The organism is Marinobacter sp. SS8-8 (assembly GCF_030540945.1).
In the GTDB taxonomy this organism is placed as follows: Bacteria; Pseudomonadota; Gammaproteobacteria; order Pseudomonadales; family Oleiphilaceae; genus Marinobacter.
The window spans coordinates 191,164-213,514 of sequence record NZ_JASSVN010000006.1 but is presented as its reverse complement, the minus strand read 5'-3'; the positions used below and the strand labels follow the sequence as shown (position 1 = coordinate 213,514).

General features: G+C 56.2%; 18 protein-coding genes and 2 pseudogenes. 8 read left to right on the top strand and 12 right to left on the bottom strand.

The window, feature by feature from the left end; translation table 11 throughout:
- Positions 1-12: 12 nt before the first annotated feature.
- From QPL96_RS08835 to QPL96_RS08820, 4 genes are read left to right on the top strand one after another with little or no spacing between them, the layout of a single operon-like run.
- Positions 13-648: an efflux RND transporter periplasmic adaptor subunit gene (locus QPL96_RS08835; protein ID WP_303287021.1), complete on the top strand. Its 636-nt coding sequence runs from the start codon at positions 13-15 to the stop codon at positions 646-648.
- Positions 641-3,808 (top strand): efflux RND transporter permease subunit, encoded by a 3,168-nt coding sequence (locus QPL96_RS08830; RefSeq protein ID WP_303287020.1) that lies wholly within the window; start codon positions 641-643, stop codon positions 3,806-3,808. The genes QPL96_RS08835 and QPL96_RS08830 overlap by 8 nt, the downstream gene beginning before the upstream one ends.
- Positions 3,802-4,503 carry a response regulator transcription factor gene (locus QPL96_RS08825; protein ID WP_303287019.1) on the top strand — a complete coding sequence of 234 codons (702 nt, stop codon included), beginning with the start codon at positions 3,802-3,804 and terminating at the stop codon, positions 4,501-4,503. Before QPL96_RS08830 ends, QPL96_RS08825 begins: the two co-directional genes overlap by 7 nt.
- Positions 4,484-5,779, top strand: coding sequence for a HAMP domain-containing sensor histidine kinase (locus QPL96_RS08820; protein WP_303287018.1), 1,296 nt, complete (start codon positions 4,484-4,486; stop codon positions 5,777-5,779). Before QPL96_RS08825 ends, QPL96_RS08820 begins: the two co-directional genes overlap by 20 nt.
- Positions 5,780-6,157: 378 nt before the next feature.
- Here the strand turns inward: QPL96_RS08820 and QPL96_RS08815 are convergent, their stop codons facing one another.
- The 11 genes and pseudogenes from QPL96_RS08815 to QPL96_RS08765 all read right to left on the bottom strand — a co-directional run bounded on the left by QPL96_RS08815 (position 6,158) and on the right by QPL96_RS08765 (position 16,064).
- A complete protein-coding gene (locus QPL96_RS08815) occupies positions 6,158-6,937 on the bottom strand; it encodes a zinc-binding alcohol dehydrogenase family protein (protein ID WP_303287045.1) in 780 nt (259 codons plus the stop codon).
- A gap of 13 nt (positions 6,938-6,950) precedes the next feature.
- Positions 6,951-7,289: pseudogene (locus QPL96_RS08810) on the bottom strand (transposase); the annotation flags it as partial.
- A gap of 56 nt (positions 7,290-7,345) precedes the next feature.
- Positions 7,346-7,780: pseudogene (locus QPL96_RS08805) on the bottom strand (DsbA family protein); the annotation flags it as partial.
- A gap of 86 nt (positions 7,781-7,866) precedes the next feature.
- Positions 7,867-8,598 (bottom strand): SDR family NAD(P)-dependent oxidoreductase, encoded by a 732-nt coding sequence (locus QPL96_RS08800; RefSeq protein ID WP_303287017.1) that lies wholly within the window; start codon positions 8,596-8,598, stop codon positions 7,867-7,869.
- Positions 8,599-8,726: 128 nt separating this feature from the next.
- Positions 8,727-9,326 (bottom strand): penicillin-binding protein activator LpoB, encoded by a 600-nt coding sequence (gene lpoB / locus QPL96_RS08795; protein ID WP_303287016.1) that lies wholly within the window; start codon positions 9,324-9,326, stop codon positions 8,727-8,729.
- Between the two features lie 60 nt (positions 9,327-9,386).
- Positions 9,387-9,791 carry a YcfL family protein gene (locus QPL96_RS08790; RefSeq protein WP_303287015.1) on the bottom strand — a complete coding sequence of 135 codons (405 nt, stop codon included), beginning with the start codon at positions 9,789-9,791 and terminating at the stop codon, positions 9,387-9,389.
- A 10-nt stretch (positions 9,792-9,801) separates the two neighbouring features.
- Complete coding sequence (locus QPL96_RS08785) at positions 9,802-11,322, bottom strand: COG3014 family protein (RefSeq protein ID WP_303287014.1); 1,521 nt, start codon at positions 11,320-11,322, stop codon at positions 9,802-9,804.
- 162 nt (positions 11,323-11,484) lie between these two features.
- The gene (locus QPL96_RS08780) at positions 11,485-13,710 is read right to left on the bottom strand and encodes a PepSY domain-containing protein (RefSeq protein ID WP_303287013.1); all 2,226 of its coding nucleotides are present in this window, start codon (positions 13,708-13,710) and stop codon (positions 11,485-11,487) included.
- A 22-nt stretch (positions 13,711-13,732) separates the two neighbouring features.
- The gene (locus tag QPL96_RS08775; RefSeq protein WP_303287012.1) at positions 13,733-14,203 is read right to left on the bottom strand and encodes a DUF2271 domain-containing protein; all 471 of its coding nucleotides are present in this window, start codon (positions 14,201-14,203) and stop codon (positions 13,733-13,735) included.
- Between the two features lie 58 nt (positions 14,204-14,261).
- Entirely contained in the window at positions 14,262-14,663 is a 402-nt protein-coding gene (locus tag QPL96_RS08770) for a PepSY domain-containing protein (protein ID WP_303287011.1), read from the bottom strand.
- A gap of 87 nt (positions 14,664-14,750) precedes the next feature.
- Positions 14,751-16,064 (bottom strand): ferric reductase-like transmembrane domain-containing protein, encoded by a 1,314-nt coding sequence (locus tag QPL96_RS08765; protein ID WP_303287010.1) that lies wholly within the window; start codon positions 16,062-16,064, stop codon positions 14,751-14,753.
- 168 nt (positions 16,065-16,232) lie between these two features.
- On the opposite strand from QPL96_RS08765, the gene QPL96_RS08760 reads away from it, so the two are divergent.
- The 4 genes from QPL96_RS08760 (at position 16,233) to QPL96_RS08745 (ending at position 21,752) form a co-directional block, all read left to right on the top strand.
- On the top strand, positions 16,233-16,898 hold the full coding sequence (locus tag QPL96_RS08760; protein WP_303287009.1) for a response regulator transcription factor: 666 nt from the start codon (positions 16,233-16,235) through the stop codon (positions 16,896-16,898).
- A complete protein-coding gene (locus QPL96_RS08755; protein WP_303287008.1) occupies positions 16,888-18,216 on the top strand; it encodes an ATP-binding protein in 1,329 nt (442 codons plus the stop codon). The genes QPL96_RS08760 and QPL96_RS08755 overlap by 11 nt, the downstream gene beginning before the upstream one ends.
- Before the next feature lie 470 nt (positions 18,217-18,686).
- A complete protein-coding gene (locus QPL96_RS08750) occupies positions 18,687-20,687 on the top strand; it encodes a methyl-accepting chemotaxis protein (RefSeq protein WP_303287007.1) in 2,001 nt (666 codons plus the stop codon).
- A gap of 108 nt (positions 20,688-20,795) precedes the next feature.
- Complete coding sequence (locus QPL96_RS08745) at positions 20,796-21,752, top strand: peptidoglycan-binding domain-containing protein (protein WP_303287006.1); 957 nt, start codon at positions 20,796-20,798, stop codon at positions 21,750-21,752.
- Between the two features lie 269 nt (positions 21,753-22,021).
- Here the strand turns inward: QPL96_RS08745 and QPL96_RS08740 are convergent, their stop codons facing one another.
- Complete coding sequence (locus tag QPL96_RS08740; protein WP_303287005.1) at positions 22,022-22,273, bottom strand: YdcH family protein; 252 nt, start codon at positions 22,271-22,273, stop codon at positions 22,022-22,024.
- Positions 22,274-22,351: the final 78 nt, after the last annotated feature.

Here is a 22,351-nt window from a genome sequence, read left to right as displayed (position 1 = left end):
GCCAAGGCTGCAGTGGTCAGCGCAGAGAAAGATCTGGCGCAGGCCCATGTACAGGCCCCCTTCGACGCGTTGATTGTCAGTCGCAACGTGTCCCCTGGCAGTTACGTGCAGGCCGGAAGCAGCCTTGCCGATCTCTACAGCGCCGACCGGATCGAAGTCTCCCTGCCCCTTGCTCAGCGTGACTGGCAAAACCTACCGGATATTGAGGTACTTACCCAGGGAAGTTGGCCCGTAACATTAATCTCGGTCGAGACAGGCAAGCAGTGGCAGGGCTATATCCAGCGAACCGAGCTTCATCTGGACGAGTCCACCCGGCAGCGATCTGTTATTGCGGCTCTGGACCGGCCACTGGAAGAGCCGGAAATTCTTTCACCCGGAACCTTTGTGAGAGCCCTAATCCAGGGCAGGGAACTGGAGAATCTCTGGCGCCTTCCACCGTCCTCACTCAGCCAACGGGGAGAAATCTGGTACGAAACCGACGGAGTCCTGGCCAAATTCTCAGCAGATCCGGTCGCCAGTGACGAGCAGTCGATATATGTCCGTCCACCAGCATCGCTCTACAACGACAGTGTGAACGTACTGATTCATCCATTGAGCACCTACATGCCTGGGATGGGCGTCAACCCGGTGGAGACATCCAATGACTGATCAGCATTGGAAAAAAGGGATCATACCCTGGTTCGCCAATAATCCGGTCGCTGCAAATTTGCTGCTGGCACTCGTCATCGGTCTTGGACTGATGCAGGCCGGAGATCTGCGCAAAGAAGCATTCCCCAGCATAGAGCCCGACACTCTGACGATCTCGGTCAGTTACGACAGCGGCTCGGCCAGACAATCGGAGGAAGGCCTGGCTATTAAGATCGAGGAGCAGTTGGAAGAAGTTAACGGTATCAAGGATATCACGAGCTCCTCCACGGCGAGCGGAGCAACGGTCACGGTAGAGAAAAAGAGTGATTACGACCTGGACGTGCTTCTGCGGGACGTCAAGAACAAGGTGGATGCCATCTCCACGTTTCCGGCCAGCGCCAAAAGCCCCGTTATTGAAAAAGCCGAACGAGAGGAACACTCCCTTTGGCTGCAACTGCATGGTGACACGGATCGTCATACTCTGCAGCAATTGGCAGAAGAACTGAAATCCGACCTTCTTGCAAATGCTGACATCAGCCGGGTCAGTAAATCCGGATGGCTTGATCCCATGATGGCCATAGAGATCGATGAGGGGCGATTGCAGGCCTACGGTCTTTCCCTGACGGATGTGGAAGATGCGATTAATCAGGGGTCTTCCAGCACGATGACAGCGGTGCTGAAGAGCGAACAGGTCTACCTGCAACTGAAAGCCTCGCAGCAAGCTTACCTAAAAGAAGAATTTGCAGCGATTCCGCTGGTTACCAGCGGTGACGGTGTGATCGTTTCCCTGGGAGATGTCGCCTCTATCAACGACACCTATGACGACGACACCTCCGTGTTGTCCCGTTTTGCAGGCGAAAACAGTGTGGGCCTTCAGGTCATCACCACGGGTATGGATGACATCACCGAGACAGTTGAAGCCGCCAGGAAGGTTGTCGAGCAATGGCACAGCAACGGCAATCTGCCCCAGGGAGTAGAACTCACCAATTGGTACGATCGCAGCGGTTTTATCAGTGAACGTCTGGATCTGCTCATCAGTAATGCTCTGACCGGCATCGTGATGGTATTCGTGCTTCTCGCACTCTTCCTTAACCTGACGGTCGCCTTCTGGGTTTCCATGGGCCTGCCATTCATCTTTTTCGGAACCCTCTACTTTATGGGCGACCGTTTTGCCGGTCTCTCGCTGAATGAATTCACCACCTTCGGCTTTATCATGGCCCTGGGGATTGTCGTGGATGATGCTGTGGTCGTGGGCGAGAGCGTCTATACGGTTCGGAAGCAGGAGGGCGACACCCTTCGCAACACAATCCGAGGCACTCTCAGGGTCGCTGTACCCACGCTTTTTGGCGTATTCACAACGGTGGTCGCCTTTTATTCCCTGTCGAATCTCAGCGGAAAACTCGGGCAGATATACGCCCAGTTTGCAGCCGTGGTTACAATCTGCCTGTTACTGTCAATCGTGGAGTCCAAGCTCATCCTGCCGGCGCATCTGGCGCACCTCGATACCCATCGCAGAACCAGTCGCAATATTTTCCTTGAGGCCTGGCGACGCACCCAGCACGGCGCAGACTCCGGACTGCAGTGGTTCAACGAGCGTATCTACAAACCGATCATCGAGTGGGCTCTCGCTTACCGCTATGCAGTACTGGTGCTGTTTGCAGCCATGTTCGCACTGGTTATAGCTATGCCTTTCACTGGCGCTGTCCGGACCAGCTTTTTCCCGGATATACCCGGCGATACGATCCGGGCTGAGATTACAATGGAAACAGACGCAAGTTTTGGTCTCACCCACTCAGCCTTGCTGCTCCTTGAACAAAAGGCCCATAAAATCGACGAACAGCTCATTGCTGACGCAGGGGCCGAAGCAGAAACCGGCATCGCCAACCTTCAGGTGCTGGCTGAAAGTGACCAGTCCGGAAAAGTGACCGTAGAATTGACGCCAGATTCCCCCTACGACATCATCACGTTCTCTCGTCTCTGGAAACAGCAGTCCGGGACGCCCGAAGGGGTAAGAACCCTGAGTATTGCCAGCCGACCTGAGATGGTGGACGCGCTTCGTATCGAATTGCGAGCCTCTGACGATGGCCTTCTGACAGCAGCCGGCCGGGACATCAAGGAACAGCTCACCAATATTCCGGCCGTCAGCGGTATTGAAGATAACATCGAAGCCAGTCAGCCCCGACTTTTCCTGGAACTGAACGCTCAGGGCAAGGCACTTGGTGTCAGCATGGACTCCCTCGCCCAGCAAGTTCTTCAGGCCTTCAGTGGTCAGGTGGTCCAACGTTTCCAACGGAGCAATGACGAAGTCGAGGTGAAAGTCCGCTATCCGGAAAACGCACGCGAAAATCCGATCGACGTGCTCAATGCCAGTATCCGGACTGATGACGGCATCGTGCTACCGCTCTCGACGGTTGCCACAACGACCTATGGCTATGACCGAGACACCATTACCCGCATTGACGGCAAGCGTGCCTTGTATCTATCCGCTGATGTGGACAAGGATGTCCTGTCTGCATCGGAACTTGTAGCCAGCCTTCAGAAGGAACTGGTTCCTGCGCTGAAGCGGCAATACCCGGGGCTCGACATCAGTTTTGCCGGCGAAGCAGAGCAGCAGGCCGAAACCCAGACCTCCATGGTGCACGTATTCATGATCGCTATGTTGGTCATCTACATGCTACTGGCAATCCCTCTGAAATCCTATATTCAGCCAGTTCTGATCATGACCGCCATTCCGTTCGGCATCGTCGGAGCCATTCTGGGACACTGGGTGAACGACCTGTCCATCAGCATCCTGTCTCTCAATGGCATCATTGCTCTTAGCGGCGTCGTCGTGAATGACAGTCTTTTACTGGTTTCGCGATACAATGAACTGAAACCCGATGCTGACCACCAGCTCGAAGCCATCAGCAAAGCCTGCCGTAGCCGTCTCCGCGCCGTTTTGCTGACCTCATTCACCACCTTTGCCGGACTTGCACCCTTGTTGTCCGAAACCTCGGCTCAGGCTCAGTTTCTGATACCAGCCGCTGTCGCCCTGGGCTATGGGATTATGTTCGCAACCGTAATCACCCTGATCCTGATCCCGGTTCTCGTGGCTATTCAACACGACGTAGTTGAACGGTTCACAGAGATCCGCCACTGGTTTACTGTGAACCCGGATAAACAAGAGGCTGATCCATGTTAAAACTGCTACTGGCGGAAGACGATCTGGACCTGGCCCAGACACTCGTGCAATACCTCGAACTGGAAGGGTTTATCTGTGACCATGTCAGCAACGGCATAGCCGGATTTAAGCTGGTACAAAAAAACAGTTACGACGTCCTGTTGCTGGACATCAATATGCCCCGTCTTGATGGGCTTGGGCTTTGCCAACAGTTACGTGACCAGGGAAACGATACCCCTGTACTGATGCTGACAGCCCGCGACCAACTGGATGACAAACTCCAGGGGTTCAGTGCCGGCACGGATGACTATCTGGTCAAACCCTTTGAAATGGAGGAGCTACTAGCCAGGGTCCGGGCACTCTCGCACCGGCGGAGCGGCCAGAGCCAGAAACTCACTTGCGGTGATTTGCAAATGAACCTCAGTGAGCGAAGCGTCTGGCGAAGCGGTCAGGCCCTGAAACTGTCGCCCACGAGTTGGCGCTTGCTTGAATGCATTATGCGTGCCTCACCGTCCCCGGTATCAAGGGAGGTACTGATGGACGCTGCCTGGGGGGACGACCACCCCGACAGCAACAGTCTGAAAGTTCACATTTATAACCTGCGCAAGGCCATCGATGGCCCCTTTCCCGAGCCCCTCCTGCACACCATCAGCGGAGCCGGCTTTGCCATCAAACCTCCCGGAACAGGCAAAGCTAATGTTCAAATCCAGGATTAGCCTCAGAGCCGTACTGATTGTGTCCTTTCTGGCCTTGGGACTCATTTTGATCGCCGCCTACTTATTGGTTTCCAAAGAGCATTTCATTCGGGGGCTCGATGCGGCGATGGCGAGTAATATGGAAAAGACAGCCCGCACGTTCAGCGAGGTGATCGGCGCTGGGGAAAGGCAGCAGGCCAGAGAGTTCAGTGGATTTGACGTCGCGACACAATGGAGCAACTTGCCAGCTTATGCCCGTAGCGCCTTTCCCAATGGACCGGGTGAATCCGCCAACTTGCAGAAAAAAGCAGACCGCACTTTGTTCAGCCGCCCGGGGTCCATCATCTTTGCGATGCGCTACGACACTGCAAACGGTCCGCTTTATCTGAGCCAGAAACTCACGTCTCCAGAAGCATCGACAGTGCTCCCCCAAGCCGCCAGGCAAAACCGGATGTTCACCCTGACGGTCAGTGTCCTGGTTATTGGGTTTATTTCTATTGTTGGCTGGCTGCTACTTCGGCACGTGTCCCGCCCCATGGCCAAATTGCGAGCCTGGACCCATTCCCTGGACAACGAAAAACTCTCACATCCTGTGCCAGACTTTTCTTATCTCGAACTGAACGAAATGGCGGAGCTTATCCGAAACAGTCTTTCCTCGGTTCAGCAGGCAGTAGACCGCGAACAACGGTTTCTAAGACACGCCAGCCATGAACTCCGAACACCCATCAGCATAATCCGCTCCAACATCGAGCTGCAGCGAAAACTGGCACAGAAGCGTGAAAGGCTCGCGGACGAACAGAGCATCATAGATCGAATCGACCGCGCCAGTCTGACCATGAAACACCTTACCGAAACCCTGCTCTGGCTGAATTACGAGCCAGATATGCCACTGCAGTCTCAGACTGTCAACTTACCGGAGCTGATACGGGAGTTGGCTGCCGAGATGACGTATCTTTTGGCTGGAAAGCCTGTGACCACAGAAATCAGTACCCTTCCCTACAACTGCACTGTACCTCTGGTTCCTGCGCGCATCATTCTGGGCAACCTGATCCGCAATGCCTATCAACACTGCTGGGAAGGCACTGTCATCGTTGAGCAGCGTGAAAATCGCATTACGATCACTAATCCAGCAGAGTCAGATGCGCAGAACGCTTCCACAAAACCGTCAGAGAGCACCGGCTACGGGCTCGGACTGGAGCTGACCACCACCCTCAGTCAACGGATTGGATGGCATTACACCGCAAGTCGCCAGGGAAACGTTCATCATGTAATCGTTGAGATTGAGGCGTTCACATAAGCGCCTCAGGCAATATGAACTAAAAGAGTCTTTCTCCGTTCTTTACTTCAAAGTCAGGAGCCACAAGCGCTACAGCCCCGGCTTCGGTCTTGAGACCCGTTATCAGGCACTCGGGAACGAAAGGTTCTATCTGTTTGGGCGGAAAATTCGTCACCGCAAGCACTGCTTGCCCAGCAACTCATCCGGCTCATAGTGTAGTCCTCTGGATTGGTGAGAGTTACCGGGCCCACGGTCGATCAGTGTCTTGAGGATTCCCTCAGCGGTGCGATCTGAATCTGCGCGTTCATCCGGGAATTCAAGCGCTTCTACGGGCAGCCGCCGCAGTCGGTAACTATAGCGTTACCAATAACGGCCTGACACTGTCCGAGCACTGGTCGATTATTCGAAACCTTCCAACACAATCTTGCCCACGGCCGTTCCGGACTCGAGCTCAGCATGGGCCGTTCGCAGATGTTCAGCGTTGATTAGCCCAAGATTCTTCCCGGCCGTGGTGCGGATGTGGCCTTGGTCCACCAGGCTCGCCACCGTTTCCAACAGGTCATGCTGAACCTGAATGTCATCGACGCTGTGCATGGAGCGGGCAAACATGAACTCAATGTGCAGCGCCAGACTTTTCGATTTGATTTTCATGACGTCCAGGGACGCCGGGTCGTCAATCATAGCGATCTTGCCAAACGGCCGCAGCACCGCCACGTAGTCATCGAAATACTGATCGGTGGCGTTCAGGCTGGCCACGTGGGTGATCGAAGCAATCTTGCCTTCGGACACCAGCTGTTCGATCTGTGGCTGCAGAGGCTCTCTGTGGCTCACGACAAAATCCGCGCCCAGTGATTCCACCCATTGCCGAGACTCAGGACGGGAGGCCGTGGCAACCACAGTGGCTCCAGTAAGCTTTTTGGCCAACTGTATCAGGATGGAGCCAACTCCTCCGGCAGCACCAACCACCAGAATCACGTCGTCGGTCGGTGTGATTTCCCCGGCCACCCGCTGTTCAAGACCGAAATGGTCGAAGAGCATTTCCCAGGCCGTGATGGTAGTCAGGGGCAACGCAGCCGCCTCTGCATCAAGCAGGCTTGCGGGTTTGCGGCCAACGATACGCTCGTCCACAATCTGGTAATCAGTTGGACAACCTGATGGTGTCCCTAAGCTATGATCCAGTTGTTTCCCTGGCTCAGGCGGCCAAGGCTATGGGTTGCCCGTAGTACACCTCATCGGGTGTCTGGTAATCAAGGGTTTGGTGGTACCGGGTCTGATTGTAATGCCGGAAGTACCGGTGGAGCGCCTGCTTCAAGTGGTGTCCATCCTCGAAGGCTGTGAGGTAGACGCACTCATGTTTGACGCTGCGCCAGAGCCGTTCCACGAAGATGTTGTCATGGTAGCAGCCCTTTCCGTCCATGCTGATCCGGATGCCATGATCTTTGAGAACGCTTGTGAAGGCCTCACTGGTGAACTGGACACCCTGATCGGTGTTGAAGATCTCCGGCGTTCCATGGCGCTGTAAAGCCTCCTCTCCTGTCCAAAGTGCATTTCATCCTTGACGAAAAAGGTTGGGGCTCCGAATACGCCTCGTTGGACTGCGTCGTCCGTCACTTCCACGAGTGCAGTTTTTATTGCGGGCCGGCCAATTGCCGCCATCACTTCATCTGCATCAAATCCCGCTCCGGTCAGCGTATTCCTGAGCACTTCATGTGATGAGAGATCCTGGCCCTTCTCCCAGGCAGCCGAGAACATAGCGCGGTTGTATTCTTCAATCCGGTCCTCGGATAGTGCCCAAAGTGCTCCACGCATTGCGTTGACTGTGCTGAAAATAAAGTGCGGATTCAGTTGAAATGGAATGCCATAGTAATCGGCTTGGCGCTGGAAATCGGCTTTGATCCAATCCCATTTCGCAGGGATTGTGACTGGAGAGGTGTTGCCTGAGCCTTTGAATATGCCTCCAAGCACGATCAGCTTGTAATTTATACGCACAGACCCGCCTTCAGTAAGCTGCAACAACCGCATAAATGCAAAGTAAGACGCAGGGCTTATGAAATCGTAATAGAAGTCGATACGTTTGCTCATATCCAATACCTGTTGTGTGTAATGGTCTACCAGGACTCTGCGAATGGCCGCGCATCTTGCTCGAATGTCCAGGCCGAACAGGGCTGCTTATGGAGCTGCCAGTAGATTTCCGCGAGGTCGTCGGGCTCAATGATGCCCCCATCGCCCTTGCTGGCATAAAGATCAGGCAGAAATTCAGCGGTTGCCTCGTTGCGAATGAGGCCGTCAACAATCACGTAGGCGACATGGATACCCTGGGGGCTCAGTTCCCGGGCCATGCTTTGGGCCAATGCCCTCAAGGCATGTTTGCCACCGGCAAAGGCCGCAAAACCACGCCCGCCTCTGAGGCTGGCCGATGCTCCGGTGAACAGGATGGTGCCTTCGTTGCGAGGCAGCATCTTCCTTGCCACTTCCCGCCCGACCAGAAATCCTGCCAGCGCGCACATTTCCCAGACTTTTCGATAAACCCGGGTGGTGGTCTCGCAGATGTCGAACCGGACATTGCCTCCCACATTGAACACGGCCACCCGAAGGGGGCCCAGCTCGGCTTCCACCCGGTCGATCAGCTCGCTGACCTGTGCCTCGTCACGGGCATCGGAGTGAATCGCCGTCGCACTCGATCCCAGCGCAGTGATTTCGGCGCTCAGTGCACCCAGATCGCCGCGGCGACGGGTGATCACAAGGTGAAACCCTTCCCGCGCAAAGCGCCGGGCTATGGCCGACCCCAGATAGTCTCCTGCCCCGATCACCAAAGCGATTGGCTTGTCTGTGGTAGCCATTTTATTCTCCTGATCCATGCACGGTGCTGGTAAAAGCCTAGTGCACTCTGGTCCGCCGGCCCGCCATTTTTGTCAAAAAGCACAGCAAGTATTCGACGCATTGGCGTAGTCCGGAATTTCCTTCCCGGTCACCAGGCCACACCCTTATCCGACCCCCGCTTGATAATCGGGGTTTCGTTTTCCCAGATGGCCAGGCCGTTTTGGAGGTCGGTGAGGCTGAGCTGGAAGTAGTATTCCACCTGTTGTTCGTCTTTTACTTTATGGTTACGCTGGATGATCTTGCCGGACAGGCTCAGGTCCGGTGCTTTTAATGTGCCTTTTTTCTGCACGCCGGACTGATCGAATTCCTCGGAATTGCGCAGTTCACGGGCGGTTTCATTCATGGCGTCTTCGGCGCCATCAACGCCAACGGCGGTGGTTGTGATGACCTTGCCGGAGCGCAGCAGCCCCACACGGATTTTTTTCACCAGTTGATCCGTATCGATGCGCTGCATGGTGTCATTGACGATCCGGCTTACGGCCATCACGTAGCGATCTCCACCGGGGTTGTCCACGGCACCGCTGGAAAGCAGATCCTGCAACGCGGCGTCGGCGGCCCGTTCAAAGTCGCGGTAGTCCATAGTCATGGTGACCTCGCCATCATCGGCTGCCGGGTCGATGTAACGTGTTGGGGTCGCGCAGGCGGCCAGGAGTGTTGAACACAAAACGACGGGCACCCATTTATTCATAACTCATTCCTTTTTGCATAACGCACAATGACAGTTTTACAGACGGCAATATCATCCGGCTCAGGGTTCGCGGTCCTCACGCAGGTGAAGTTGATAGCTGACAACCTTTTCATGTGGCGCAGTCGCCGTGAAGAAACGGGTCTGGTTCGGGAGCACGCGGGCCGGACGGTATCCTTCACCGACACCGGGCACGACCATGCCCTCTGCATCAAACCAGGTGACAGCCCATTCCATCAGCGTATCCTGATACGCCTGCACCGCGAACTGGATTTTGAGCAGGTCGCCGCCGCCCGGCATGTCGATCCGCTTTTCGAGTAATTCGGTTACCGTCACAAAGCCTCCGATCTCGGGATCGACCCGGAGATCGTCGCGCTGCACGACTTCCCTTTCCGGCTGCAGGGGCGCGCAGGCGCCCAGCAAACTGGTTACGAGTATCAGAACGGCTAACTGCATCATTCTGGACATAGCGTCTCTCCTATAAAGATGCGGACGTCTGGTTTGAGGAGGCTGGCAGCACCAGGTATTGCCCGGGATTGCTGCCTTGCAGATCCAGTAACATTACCGTAGCCGGGCTGGCCGTGGTAGGCCGTTTGACGTAAATCAGCGTGAACGGCTGATCCGGCACCTTTATCTGGCCCAGCAACCCCTGCTGGCTGTCTTCCAGAGTGAGGTTGCCGTCGGCCGGTCGCTCCAGCCGGGCAACCTCCCAGTGATCTGGCAGGGCCTGCCAGCTCCGCAGGTCGGCCTGGGTGGTGGCCAGGGTGTAGATGATTGAGCCAATCTGACCAACAGCGCCCAGTTGTTCGGTGGCCTGATACTGCATGACCCCCTTGACCACCGCCGCTGAAATTGCGCGAGTCAGGATGCCTGGGAAGCGCGCCTGCATTTCCGTACGAATGACCCAGCCCATCCGGGCCATGGTGCCCGTGGTCGCTGACGGGCCGTCACCGGGGCTGACAATCAGGTTGCCGGGTACAGCGCGGCGGTCTTTGTAGCGCGGGAGCGTGATGGTGGCGAAAATCAGTGATGGTCGATCCCGAAGAGTCACAATGAGCGGTACGTCAAAGCGAACTTCCTCGAGTACCGGCCCCAGGCCGTTTTCGTAGAGCACCCAAACCATGGACGGCAACTCTTCCCGCCGGAGTCTGCCAGCAGCCAGTGACTGGGCCAACTCGGCGTCGGTGGCCAGCGTTGGGTTGCCCGGCGTCATACGGGCAACCCGTTCGAAGGAACTGACTGCACGATCAATATCCGACTGGCCGTTACCCGCGGCGAGAAAATACAGGCCGTGCAGGTAGGTACTGGCGGGCACGATATAATCGGCATACACGGCCCAACCCGCCGGATCACCGTAGCGGTCCTCCAGCACTGCGCGGAATTCCCTGCTTTCTGCGTTGCGGCGCACTGAGGCGACATTGGCGGGCCCGGACTGTGCCGCCTCGCGCTGGGTCCGAATGTCTTCGGCAAAATAATCCACCGCACGCCGGGTGCGGTCATCGGCGCGGTTGAATTCAATCCGGGCAAAGTCGCTGTTGCCCTTCGCCAGAAAAGACAGCCCCTTGTAGGTATTCACCAGAATGGCCTCAGACATCAGCGCGCGGTAATCCCGCGATGATTCGTTTACCAGTACCGAGACGACCTTTCCCATCGCAGAAGAAGCCACCGTTTGGGTATCCAGGTACTTCATGCCAGACTCTGCCCGGTCAAAGGCGCTGATGGCGGCATCGTAATCGCCCGCCAGGCGGTAGGCCTCACCCAGGTGCAGCAGTTCCAGTACCCCATCGCCGGAACGGCCGTTCTGCCCGCTGCCTTCCTTTTTCGGAGGCAGCGCCATGGCGTTGGCGGCAGACTGGTAATTGCCCCGATCATATGCATTATTAAAGGTCGCCATCCGGTCACGCTGCTGGAAGGCGGAACAGCCCACAATGCCCGGCAGGAGGATCATTGCTATGGAGAGGTTCAAAAAACGGCTTGGCAATCGGCTGTTCAACATCATTATCCCGAGCGGCGCCTGGAACTGGCAGGTCTGATAGAGAGTCCGAAGTCGTTGGCTTTGCCCCCCCTCAAGGTGAGGAAGAAAACCGCAGTTCGGACTCTGCCATGGCAAGAATACATCAAGTGAACCGGATATGTTGACGGACCACACGATCAGTGGCCCTCAGTAGACATCCTCCAGATACCGCCCCTCGGCCCTGAGAGTTTCTACATCGGTGCGCAATGGCTCAAGAATGTCTTCAATGACCTGCATGACCCCCGCTGCCATATCCCGGCCACCACAGACCAGAATCTGAGCCCCCTTTTCAACCATCTGACGCACGGCGATCTGATCCTGCCTGAGCTTATCCTGAACATAGACACGCTCGTCAGATCGGGAGAACGCCGTATTCAGTGCCGTCAGCCGATGATCTTCAAGGTAGCGCCCCAGCTCGGGTTGATACAGAAAATCCGACTGCGAACTGCGCCCACCCCAATAAAGATACATAGGATGACGTTCGGTATTTTTCCGGATAAAACCGGTCAGCGGGCCAATTCCTGCACCGGCACCAATCAGAATAATCGGAGTGTTACCAGTCGCTGGCCGAAAGCCAGGGTTATGGCGGATAAAGCCATCAATACATTGCCCAGGCCTGAGCTCGTGTAAATATCCGGAGCAAAGACCACCAGGCTGTTTACGTACGCATATCTCCAGAATCCCGTCACTGGCAGAGGATGCCAAAGAGTAAAATCGCGCGACCTGCCCATGCGGAGGCATGATACCAAGCAGATCGCCCGCTTCAAATGGTGGCAGAACTCTGCGGGCCCGGGAGAGAAACTTCGACCACCGGCCGCGGCCTGGCCCTGTCACCCTGAAACGCAGGATGCTGGTCGGTGCCTGCACGGCAAGCCCGTAATCTGCCCGCTCTACAAGTTCCAGCTTTACCGTAGGCGGCGGCAACGGATCGTGGGTCAGCGAAAGCGGAGTTCCAATAAGCTCACCGACCTTATCTCCCCATTCGCTGAATTGCGTGGCGCAACACCGATCAATCAGCTCAATAGTCTGTAATTGGCTCAGGCCTTTACTGGCGAGCGCCCCATCCACGTCCAGGGCAAACTGACAGAAATTCGGAAACTGGCTGTCACCAAAGCCCAGAACGGCATATTTCAGGGTCTTCTCGCCCCTGAAATCACTGAGTCTGGCCATGAACCGGCGAGCTGACGCTGGCGCGTCGCCGTCGCCATAGGTTGAGGTCAGTACAAAAAGCAGGGAAGCCTGCGGATAATGGTCAGCCAATGCGTTCATCTCGCTGCAATGCACGCGAAAACCTGCTTTGTTCAGGCTGCCATGGAGCTCTCGGGCAAACCCCCAGGTAGTATTACCTTCCGAACCGACGAGGATAATAGCATCAGCCTGAGAGACATCGGCATTGTCCGGAACCTGCCCTGAGGACCGGCGGCGTCGCCACCAGATGCTTATCCCTGTCACCGAGAGCACCGGCACGGTCAGAGCCGCAGCTCCGAGAATCAAACCCAGCCACCACAGGCCCTCACCGGTATGCAAACTGACCATCCACTGCTGGAACACGCTACCATCAGAGCGGGGCTGGTACTTCAGCAGCTCACCGGTCGCCTGATCAACAAATCCGGAACCGCCGCTGGTGGTCAGTGAATAGACATCCTGTGGGTCATCAGGATAGGGAAACACCAGTTCCCGAAATTCGCTGAGGTCCACATCCGAGAGGGCGCCCAGCGTTGCCACCGGAGCCGGTTGTCCACCAGAGACCTCAGCAGGAAAAGTCGGCCCGGTTTCGGGAGTTTCCGGCAACAAACCAAAGCGCTGTGCCGACATATAACTGCCGGTCAATGCCGACAGCAGCAACCCGAGAACGGCAAACCGGGCCAGTTCGGAATGAATCCGTTTGCTGCCGGAACCGGCGAATGGCCGTAACAATGCCTTCCAGCCGCCGGTCCGACGGACCAGCAGCAGAATTCCGGAGATGCAGAGAAGTAGCATCACGGCGGCCATCACCCCGGCCAGCCCCCGGCCTGCGTCATCCAGCAGAAACGAGCGATGCAGATCCCTGATCCAGGTAAAAAAAACCGATGGCTCATAGGGTGCAATGCCTTCGCCAGTCAAGGGATTAACGATATCCGCCCCGGGCTGGCCGTCACGGCTGTAATAAACGACTACTCCACCGGAAGGGCCACGCACAATCTGTTCAGTTCCCGGGTAATGGACCAAGACCCGTCCTGCCAGCTCCGCCACGCTTACCTCGCCAACAGCCGGGATCACGGCTGTTGCCCTGTCCATGGCGGGTGCCAGGGCCAGTACCGCCCCGGTGACGGCAAGCGTCACCAGGAACAACGCCACTAGCAGACCCGGTAAACCGTGCAATTGTCGCAACATAGCCTTAGCTCCTCCCAGTCCATCAAAAATCGTAGCGGAATGAACGAACATAGCCACGCCCGGTGACCGGCTTGCCGGAACCTTCAGTGGTCAGTGGTACGGCGACATCCGCCCGGTTGTCCCGCATATCTTCAACGGCGGTGTCGATACGGATCTCATGGCCCTTGTCGATCAGCGCATCGTCCAGGTTCAGGGTTACTTTCAGGGTGCGCCCGCTCGTTATACTGGCTCCGGTCAGGCCATCGTACTCCGCCGGATTAAGCCCGCTGCCTCGGGCCCAGCCACTCAGGTGCTTGTAGTATTTTGATTTTTTCCCCGCAACCCAGAGAGTCCCCTGATATTTGCCGGAAGCATCCGTAAGGTAAAGCGCCAGGTAGGCGCCATCGCCACCGTAGTTGAGTAACTCGGTCGTAAAGGTCACTTCACGAGCCTGTGCAAGAGCGGGTAAAGCAACCGCTATAGCCAGGGCCAGAGCAAAAAAGATCTTTTTCATACAGTCTCTCCGATAGAAACGTACAACGCGTTAAACAAGAACGGTCAGGATTGGCGGATCATTCGACCGTCACACTCGGGCGACCCTTGACGACACCATTTCGCGGAACCGGTGTCTCGCCAGTGCCCTGGCCGCCGTCACGAGCCTTTGCGCGGTTCTCTCCGTCGCTGTCATCGTCGTCATCGTCGTCCTCTTCCTCTCGCTCCATGTCCATCAATATCAGGGAGGCGGGTCTGAAAGAGGCCTCGGCCCGGTTACCCTCCGGGTCACGGCCTTTTACCTCATAACAACCGTCATCCACCTTGATGCGGTATACCGTCCAGCCCTCGGCTTCCAGTTTCTGGCGCAGGTTTTCCCGGGGCTGCCAACTGGCTACCGGGTCATCACAGTCATCATCGGCCAGCAAAGGAGGACTCAGAAACAAAAAAGCGAGGCTTAAAATCATGGGCTTGGTCTTCATGGGATGTCTCCTGTTGAATCCACAACAATCACTCTATGCTGATTACCTGACAATGGCCTGAACGCGCCCGCCCCTGATCGGCGAAGATCAGCGGAACTGGAAAGCCTCTTTATGGAATCGCGTCAGACGGAAGGGCGCAGCCCGCAACCCCTGTTGGATTACCCGCCCCAGTCCTGCAGGGCCACAGAACCATACTTCTTCGCCTGCAGTCGAGGGCCCACCGGTAGACAGCTTCTCTGCCGAAAGCGACTCACCCTTGCTGCTGTCATGAATCTGGAGATTAATGCCGGGAAAGTCCTGGCAAAGCTGCTGTAATCGCGCCACCATGGGGTCCTGGCCGGCATTTCGGGTGCAGTAGTGAAGGTCCGCCTCTGGCACCGTGGTCTTGTTCGTGCCAAGGGCCTCAAGCCACGCCAGGAACGGAGTCACACCGATGCCGCCGGCAATCCAGATCTGGTGGGACTTGCGGTTTCTTCGGTTGAAGTCGAAGCAGCCATAGGGGCCTTCAATCTTCACCGTTTGCCCTACCCTGATTTTGTGGCTGAGATCGCGCGTGAAGTCCCCGAGAGATTTAATGAGGAATGTGACTGTGCCATTTTCCTGGTCAGCACTGGCAATGGTGAACGGGTGGGCACCTTCCATTGTGTTAAAGGTCACCAACGCAAACTGTCCCGCACGGTGACCCCGCCATGCCGGACCCAGATCGCAGGTAACCTCGGTGACATACCGGGCCGGAGTTTTAACCCCGGTGACCGTGCCCCGGACCTGGCGACGACGGCCAACTCTGCCAGCCAGGGAAAGCCCGCTGGCGATGCTGCCTGACAAAAGCAGGACGGCCATCAGCATGCCAACCGGTTGCTGCCACCACTGAAGCGGTGTGAGCCACGCAGCATGGAAGGCAAGCAGCAGGTAAAGCGCGGGCATAACCCGGTGCAGATAACGCCAGTATTTGTAGGGGAACTTTCGCCACAGGGTAATCAGCAACATGGCGAACAATAGGTAAATGGCGAACTCGCCGACGTCTTCAGCGACATCACGCATGGCGTCTATAAACCCGGAATAATCCGGGTCGTGCAGCTTGCCAGCTTCGCCAAAAATCGACTCTATTACGTCATCCCCCATTTCAATCAGCCAGTGGGCGGCGGCGAATACCACCGCCAGAATGCCAGCCCATTTATGGCTGCGATAGATTTGGTCCAGTCCGCCTAGCGGTCGTTCCAGCCAGACCGGGCGCAGCGCCAGCATCATGGCCAGTGACATCAATGCAATGGATAACAACCCGCTGAGCAGCAGACTCTGGTCATAGACCGCCCAAGAGGATGCGGCACCCGGGGCCGCAGGCAGGTTCCAGGCCCAGAGACCGAAAACCAGCGCAATGAAAGGTAAAATTATCCGGATCATGACATCTCCTCCGATCGACACCTGGAATAGTTGGAATAAGGCTATCGTCCAAACCTGACAGCCAGCTGAAGGTCGATGGAGGGCGATTCATAACGTCCGGAGCCATTCAGGCTGCTGTCAGGTCCTGGCTGTAGTATCTTTCTCACTGGGTGGGATTAGAGGTGAACTATGCGGGTACTGTTGGTTGAGGATACTGCAGGGCTTGGCGAGGCCGTGCGGGATCAGATCGCGGATGACGGCCACGCAGTGGATTGGGTGCAAACCCTGGCCTTTGCCGAAGCCAGTGTTCAGACCACGGCTTACGACCTGATTCTGCTCGACCTGATGCTGCCGGACGGCCATGGCTTCGGTTTCCTGAGGGAGCTAAGGGCAACGGGAAACACGACTCCCGTAATCATCCTTACTGCCAGGGATCAGGTGTCTGACCGGATTGAAGGGTTGAACGCCGGCGCCGATGACTATCTGGTAAAACCCTTTGATCTTTCCGAGCTGTCGGCCCGCGTGGCCGCGGTAGCCCGTCGTTACCGGGGTAATCCGAGCCCACGGATACGGGTGGGTCATCTGGAGGTGGATCTTGGTGATCACCGCATCAGTCGCGACGGCAAACCGGTGGAGCTTACCGCTCGGGAGTGGGCGCTGTTCGAGGGCTTCATCCAGCGACCCGGAATGTTATTGTCGCGATCACAGCTGGAGGATCGCCTTTACGCCTTCGGGGCAGAAATCGAAAGCAACACCATCGAGGTTTATGTCAGCCGTTTGCGTAAAAAACTGGGGCGGGACGCCATTATAACGGTCAGGGGGATGGGCTACCGCCTGGAAACACATGACCAATAGAGCCAGCTTACAGAAAAACCTGGCCATCGGCCTCACACTCGGCGTCACCCTTCTCTGGCTGTTCGGCGTTGCCGCTTCCGGACTCGTGGCACAGCACGAAATGAACGAGGTTTTCGACAGTGCCCTGGAGGAAACGGCCCAACGCATTCTGCCGCTGGCCGTTACCGACATCCTGAACCGGGAAACTGGCACCGGAAGCCAACGGGCCCCTGCCCTGAAAGACCATGACGAATACCTCACTTACCTGGTCAGAGACAGGCAAGGCAACCTCCTGCTCCAATCCCACGATGCCGATTCCCGGGTTTTTGGCACATTACCCGGGGAAGGGTTTTCAAACACGTCAACACACCGGATCTACGGAGCATCTGCCGTCAGTGACACCATCTACATTGAGGTGGCTGAACCCCTGGCTCACCGGCGTGAAGCAGCATTGGAGGCGGGTCTGGCATTGCTGTTGCCTCTGATGTTGCTGATTCCGGTCAGCCTGCTGGGTGTCTGGTGGATTGTCCGGCTTTCCCTGCGCAAGGTGGTCGAATTTCAGCAATCGATAGAATCCCGTGGCGCTGGAGATCTGTCCCCCGTTGCGGGGGATCGATTGCCAAAAGAATTTGAGCCGATCGCCGTTGCCGTCAACCGGTTGCTGGAACGGTTACACCGCGCTCTTGAGGCAGAACGGAGTTTTACGGCCAACAGCGCCCATGAATTGCGAACACCACTGGCAACGGCACTGGCCAAAGTACAGCGACTGAAAACCCAGGTACAGAGTCATCAACTGAAGAATAATGTTGCCGAGATTGAGGAAGCTCTGCGGAGCCTCTCGATGCTGTCCGGAAAACTGCTCGAACTGGCGAAAGCCGAAGGAGGGGGCGCAATAGCAGAAAATCAGCACAACCTTGTGCCAATACTGGAAATGATTGTCAGTGATTTTGAGGGGCAGATGCCGGGGAGAATTATCCTCGACCTGCCCGGCAATGAAGTGAACTCCTTGCTGGATCCCGATGCCTTTGCCATCCTCGTCCGTAACCTGATTGAGAATGCCCTCAGGCATGGCGCCCATAAACAGCCTGTGGAGGTCAGCATGGCAAGCGACGGTACGCTGAGGGTATGTAATGATGGAAACATCGTACCCCCGGAACAGCTCGCCCTCTTACGGAACCGGTTTGCACGCTCAAAAACGGATGCTGCCGGTTCCGGCCTGGGCCTGGCCATTGCGGATGCTATTGCCACGGGTGCGGGTCTGATATTGTATTTGCGTTCGCCGGCAACAGGACGCCAGGACGGTTTTGAAGCGGAGCTTAATGTAGCAGGCGCCCGGTAAGTTCGCAGTATTGGCAGCGTGGGCCGATCTCATTACGCCTTGGACTGGGTTATTCCCAGCTGCCTGTTGACTGCATCCCGAATCTCCCGGTAACGACCAGGGTTATTGAACAATGCGAAAAGGCAAGTGACTCTTTTTCAGGATCGGAAATGCACCGCCGCCAGCGCCTTCAAACCGCACATCCGACTTGTACCGGCTTGCAACTCCGCTGCTTTTTGTTTCGACAAGCCAGGTTCCGGACGGGCCTACGATGTACACGCTTTACATGGGTGTCGTATTGGATTTCCCGCCCAGGTGGTTGACGGCATACTCGGCCACTTGCTCCGTCAGGACGCCAAAATTAACATCCGTCCCCGTTTCAATAACGACGGAGGCAGGTGAACTTTGTTGACTAAATTGTCACGTTCCACTCCAGATAATCTCTGTTTGGTCGTTAACTGAGGTATCGGCATTTTCGAAGAGGTTGTACAGTGACTTCCACCCTTGTTGAACCCATTGAGCGTCGCCTCGGCGTGCGCGGCAAGCTGCTGATTGCACCGGTGTTTATCCTGCTGCTGTTTGCGCTCGTCACTTTTTACAGTGTTCGCGAATTCCGGAGCCTGGATGATCGAATGGGCACTGTCGCCAGAGACCTTGCTCCCGAGACGGCGGTTGCAACGGGTGTTCTCATCAACCTTTACCGGTTGAGACTTTGGGTTTTCGACTATTACGCCACGGGTAACGAGGAAATCCTGTCCCGTCTCAAGCATCTGGAGTCTGAATTTTTCAACGACCTGGCAAATGCTCAGGCAAATATCCAGGCACCGGAACGCATCCGCCTGGTCAGGGAAATCGAGCAGGCCACCTCCCGGTACGTTGGTTTCTTCGAAGAGGAATTGGTCCCCGCCAAACAGCAAGTCCAGCGAATTGTTGCCGAAGAACTGGACCAGTATGGCCCTGCTGCTTCCAAAGCATTGCGCAGGGCTATGGACGGCATCACCAACCGGGAACCGGGCAGCCCACTCCGGGTCACGCTTGAGCAGCTGATCCACGACACACTCCTGATGAGAATGGCAACCCAGCGATATTTTTCGGATGGCACTGAAACCTCCGAGAAAGCACTGGGTTACGCCATGGAGGATGTATCGGATGCGCTTTCCTTTCTCGATATGGATGCCGTGCCCGGTTTCATACGCCAATACCTCGATACGGCCATTGAGGCACTGGAGAAATATCAGGCCTCGGTGAACAGTCTTTTGCTTCATCAAGGCGCCATGAACCGAACCAAAACAGAACAACTCGATGTTCTGGGCCCGGAAATTACGCAACTGGCGAGGGAGCTCGAACAAAAGGTTTTCGTTGCGATGGAGGCCGTGGCGGACGAGGCGGAATCAAAAACCGACACTGCTCTGCGCTTCATTATGGCCGCCTTCGCAACCTCTGTCGTGCTGGGGCTGGTGGTTGCCTACCTCCTTAGTCGGATGATGGCCGTGAGTGTGAAACGTGCCCGCGCAGAAATCCTCGGATACCTGGAAGACATTGGCAACAATCGTGGCAATGTCTCAACCCGACTCACCAAAGGACGCCCGGATGAAATCGGGGACTTCATATCAGCCGTCAATTCGTTTCTCGAAACCCTTGAGGACATAATCTCAAGGATTGCCACCGCATCCCGGGGCTTGACCAGCGAATCCGAGTCCCTGTCCGACATTACAGACAGGACGACAAAAAACTCCGAGCAGCAGAGAGACCAGATTACCCAGGTATCGGCGGCGATGCAGGAAATGGTTTCCACCTCCGATGAGATTGCCTCAAACACCAACGACACGGACGAATCTGCCCGGCAGGCCGCACGGCTGGCCGATTCGGGACAGGCAACCGTGACCAATGCAATCCAGTCAGTAACCCGGCTTGCGGAACAGGTGCAGGAAGGTTCCCTGCGTATTCAGCGCCTGGAACAGGAATCCGGTGAAATCGGTGGTGTCCTCGAAGTGATACAGAGCATCGCCGGGCAAACCAACCTCCTGGCCCTGAACGCGGCCATTGAAGCGGCCCGGGCGGGTGAAGCCGGCCGGGGATTCGCTGTGGTTGCGGATGAAGTCCGGGGGCTCGCCAAGCGGGTTCAGGATTCAACGGTTGATATTGAGCGGATTGTTTCGAACCTCCAGAGTGGCGCCGCGGGGGCCGTAGTTGATATGAGCAAGGCCAGACAGATGGCGGAGGAAGCCAGCGACGAGGCTGGCAGGTCCGGCGAAGCGCTGTCGGACATTCTGGCGGCAGTGAACCGGATTGTGGACATGACCACACAGATTGCGAGTGCCACCGAACAACAACGGGCGACCGCCGCGGAAATGACCCGGAATGTCGAGGCCAGCAGTGGCGCCATCGACGAACTGACTGGAGACATTTCTCACGTAAACGATTCCAGCAAGGCGCTTGCAGGCATGGCCGAAGAAATGGACAGCCTTGTTCGCCGGTTCCAGGTCAACTAATTACTCCGGTTGTTAACTGCGTCATAGGCGGCCCCGGTTATTGCTGATACTTTCAGGGCTCACGTTACGAAATGTAAACGTATACGGGCAGCCCGGAGGGATTCCGCCATGAAACGCTCACGCCATTGCCAGTTTCCTGGTTTTCGCACTCAGGCCGTTGTCCTGTTAACGGCGGCCACGGGCTTCAGTGTTGCCCATGCGGCGAACCCGGTGAATGTTATTTTTTCAGCAGAAAATGCCCTTTACGGCGCCGGCTATGACATCGGGCGTGCGGACGGCTGGTATGACAACAAGTTGCGGGCCGCTGTTCGGAACTATCAGGACAAAACCGGCCTTCCCACCAACGGTGACTTGGATTCGCAAACCCTGAAGGCGTTGGGTATACACACCACCGCCAAGACAACAGTCAACAGCAATGCTGTCGCCAGCCGTGAAGACGCTATGGCTGCACTGGGCTTATCGGAACTCAACCTGCGGCCACGGCCTCAAGCTGTGGTGAAAATGGTGCCGCGAAGGGAGGCAAAGCCCGAACCATCTGCACAATTGGTCTCAGCCCCCCAGGAAACGGGAACGGAAGAACCTCCTGCCACCGCTGAGGCGCCTGCAAGTAAGCCACCAGAACCTATCGACGATTCTGATGACAAAATCTTTGATAGTCATTTAGTTAAAAAGGCAACCTCAACTCCTTCTGAAGTTCCATTATCGGCCCCCACGGCCATTTTGGCAGTCGTATCCGAGTCGGCCAGTAAAACTGCGCCAGCCCCCGAACCCGAGACCAAAGTCGTCGACTCCGTACCACCAGCAAATAAAAAACCTGTAACGGCTGTTGCAGTGGTTGCCGTGGAGGCAGACGATTCACCAGCACAGCAACTGCCAGCAGAGCCAACAGGTACAGCCTCCCTTGAGCCTGAAATCGAGCCTGAAATCGACGTTACAGTCGCAGAACAGACTGCCGGCACTGACAACCCTGCTGCAACGAATCAGCCTGCGAAGGAGCCCCGGCGTAGCACCGGGGGCGGATTCTTCCGTGCGTTGTTTGATTTCTTCTTTGGCTGGCTGGTGTGAACGTCAGCCCTGCGCCCGGACACTGAGTTCCGAAAACGCTGAACTGATGATTTTCTCGCCAGCTCAGAAGGTTAGCGGTGCAATTGCCGGTCAGTTCTTCCGGATCAGAATTTCCAGAAAGGCGTGCTCAGTTTCTGTTCAATCAGTTCGGGTGAAAACCCGACATCGTTCAGCAACCGGCGATCCCTTGTCATAACCAGGTGGACGAAGTTGCAACAAGGGCTCTGAGCGCTTTCTCGTTAAATTCCGGTTACACATTCATTACGTTTTCATGATGCCTTGTCGTTTGAAAGCAACGCCTGGTAAAGATTATCTTTAAGCTGTGCACGCTTCTGTTTCATGCGATGCAGTTTGTCGTCACCAATGGGCGAACCCCTCTTTTCCAACCCCTCTATTTCCTGATCCAGCTCCGCGTATTCCCGGAATTTTTCATCGAACCTCGGATCGTTGCTCTTGAGTTCATCAATAAGGTCGCTGTACTGGGGAAATTCTTTGTGAAGCTCATGGCTGGAAATGCCCATCGTCTTGTCCTCCTCTTCTGTGCAGAGTTATGCATCGTGTCGATCAAAGGTGATCACCTTCAGCATAGACGAGCCTGC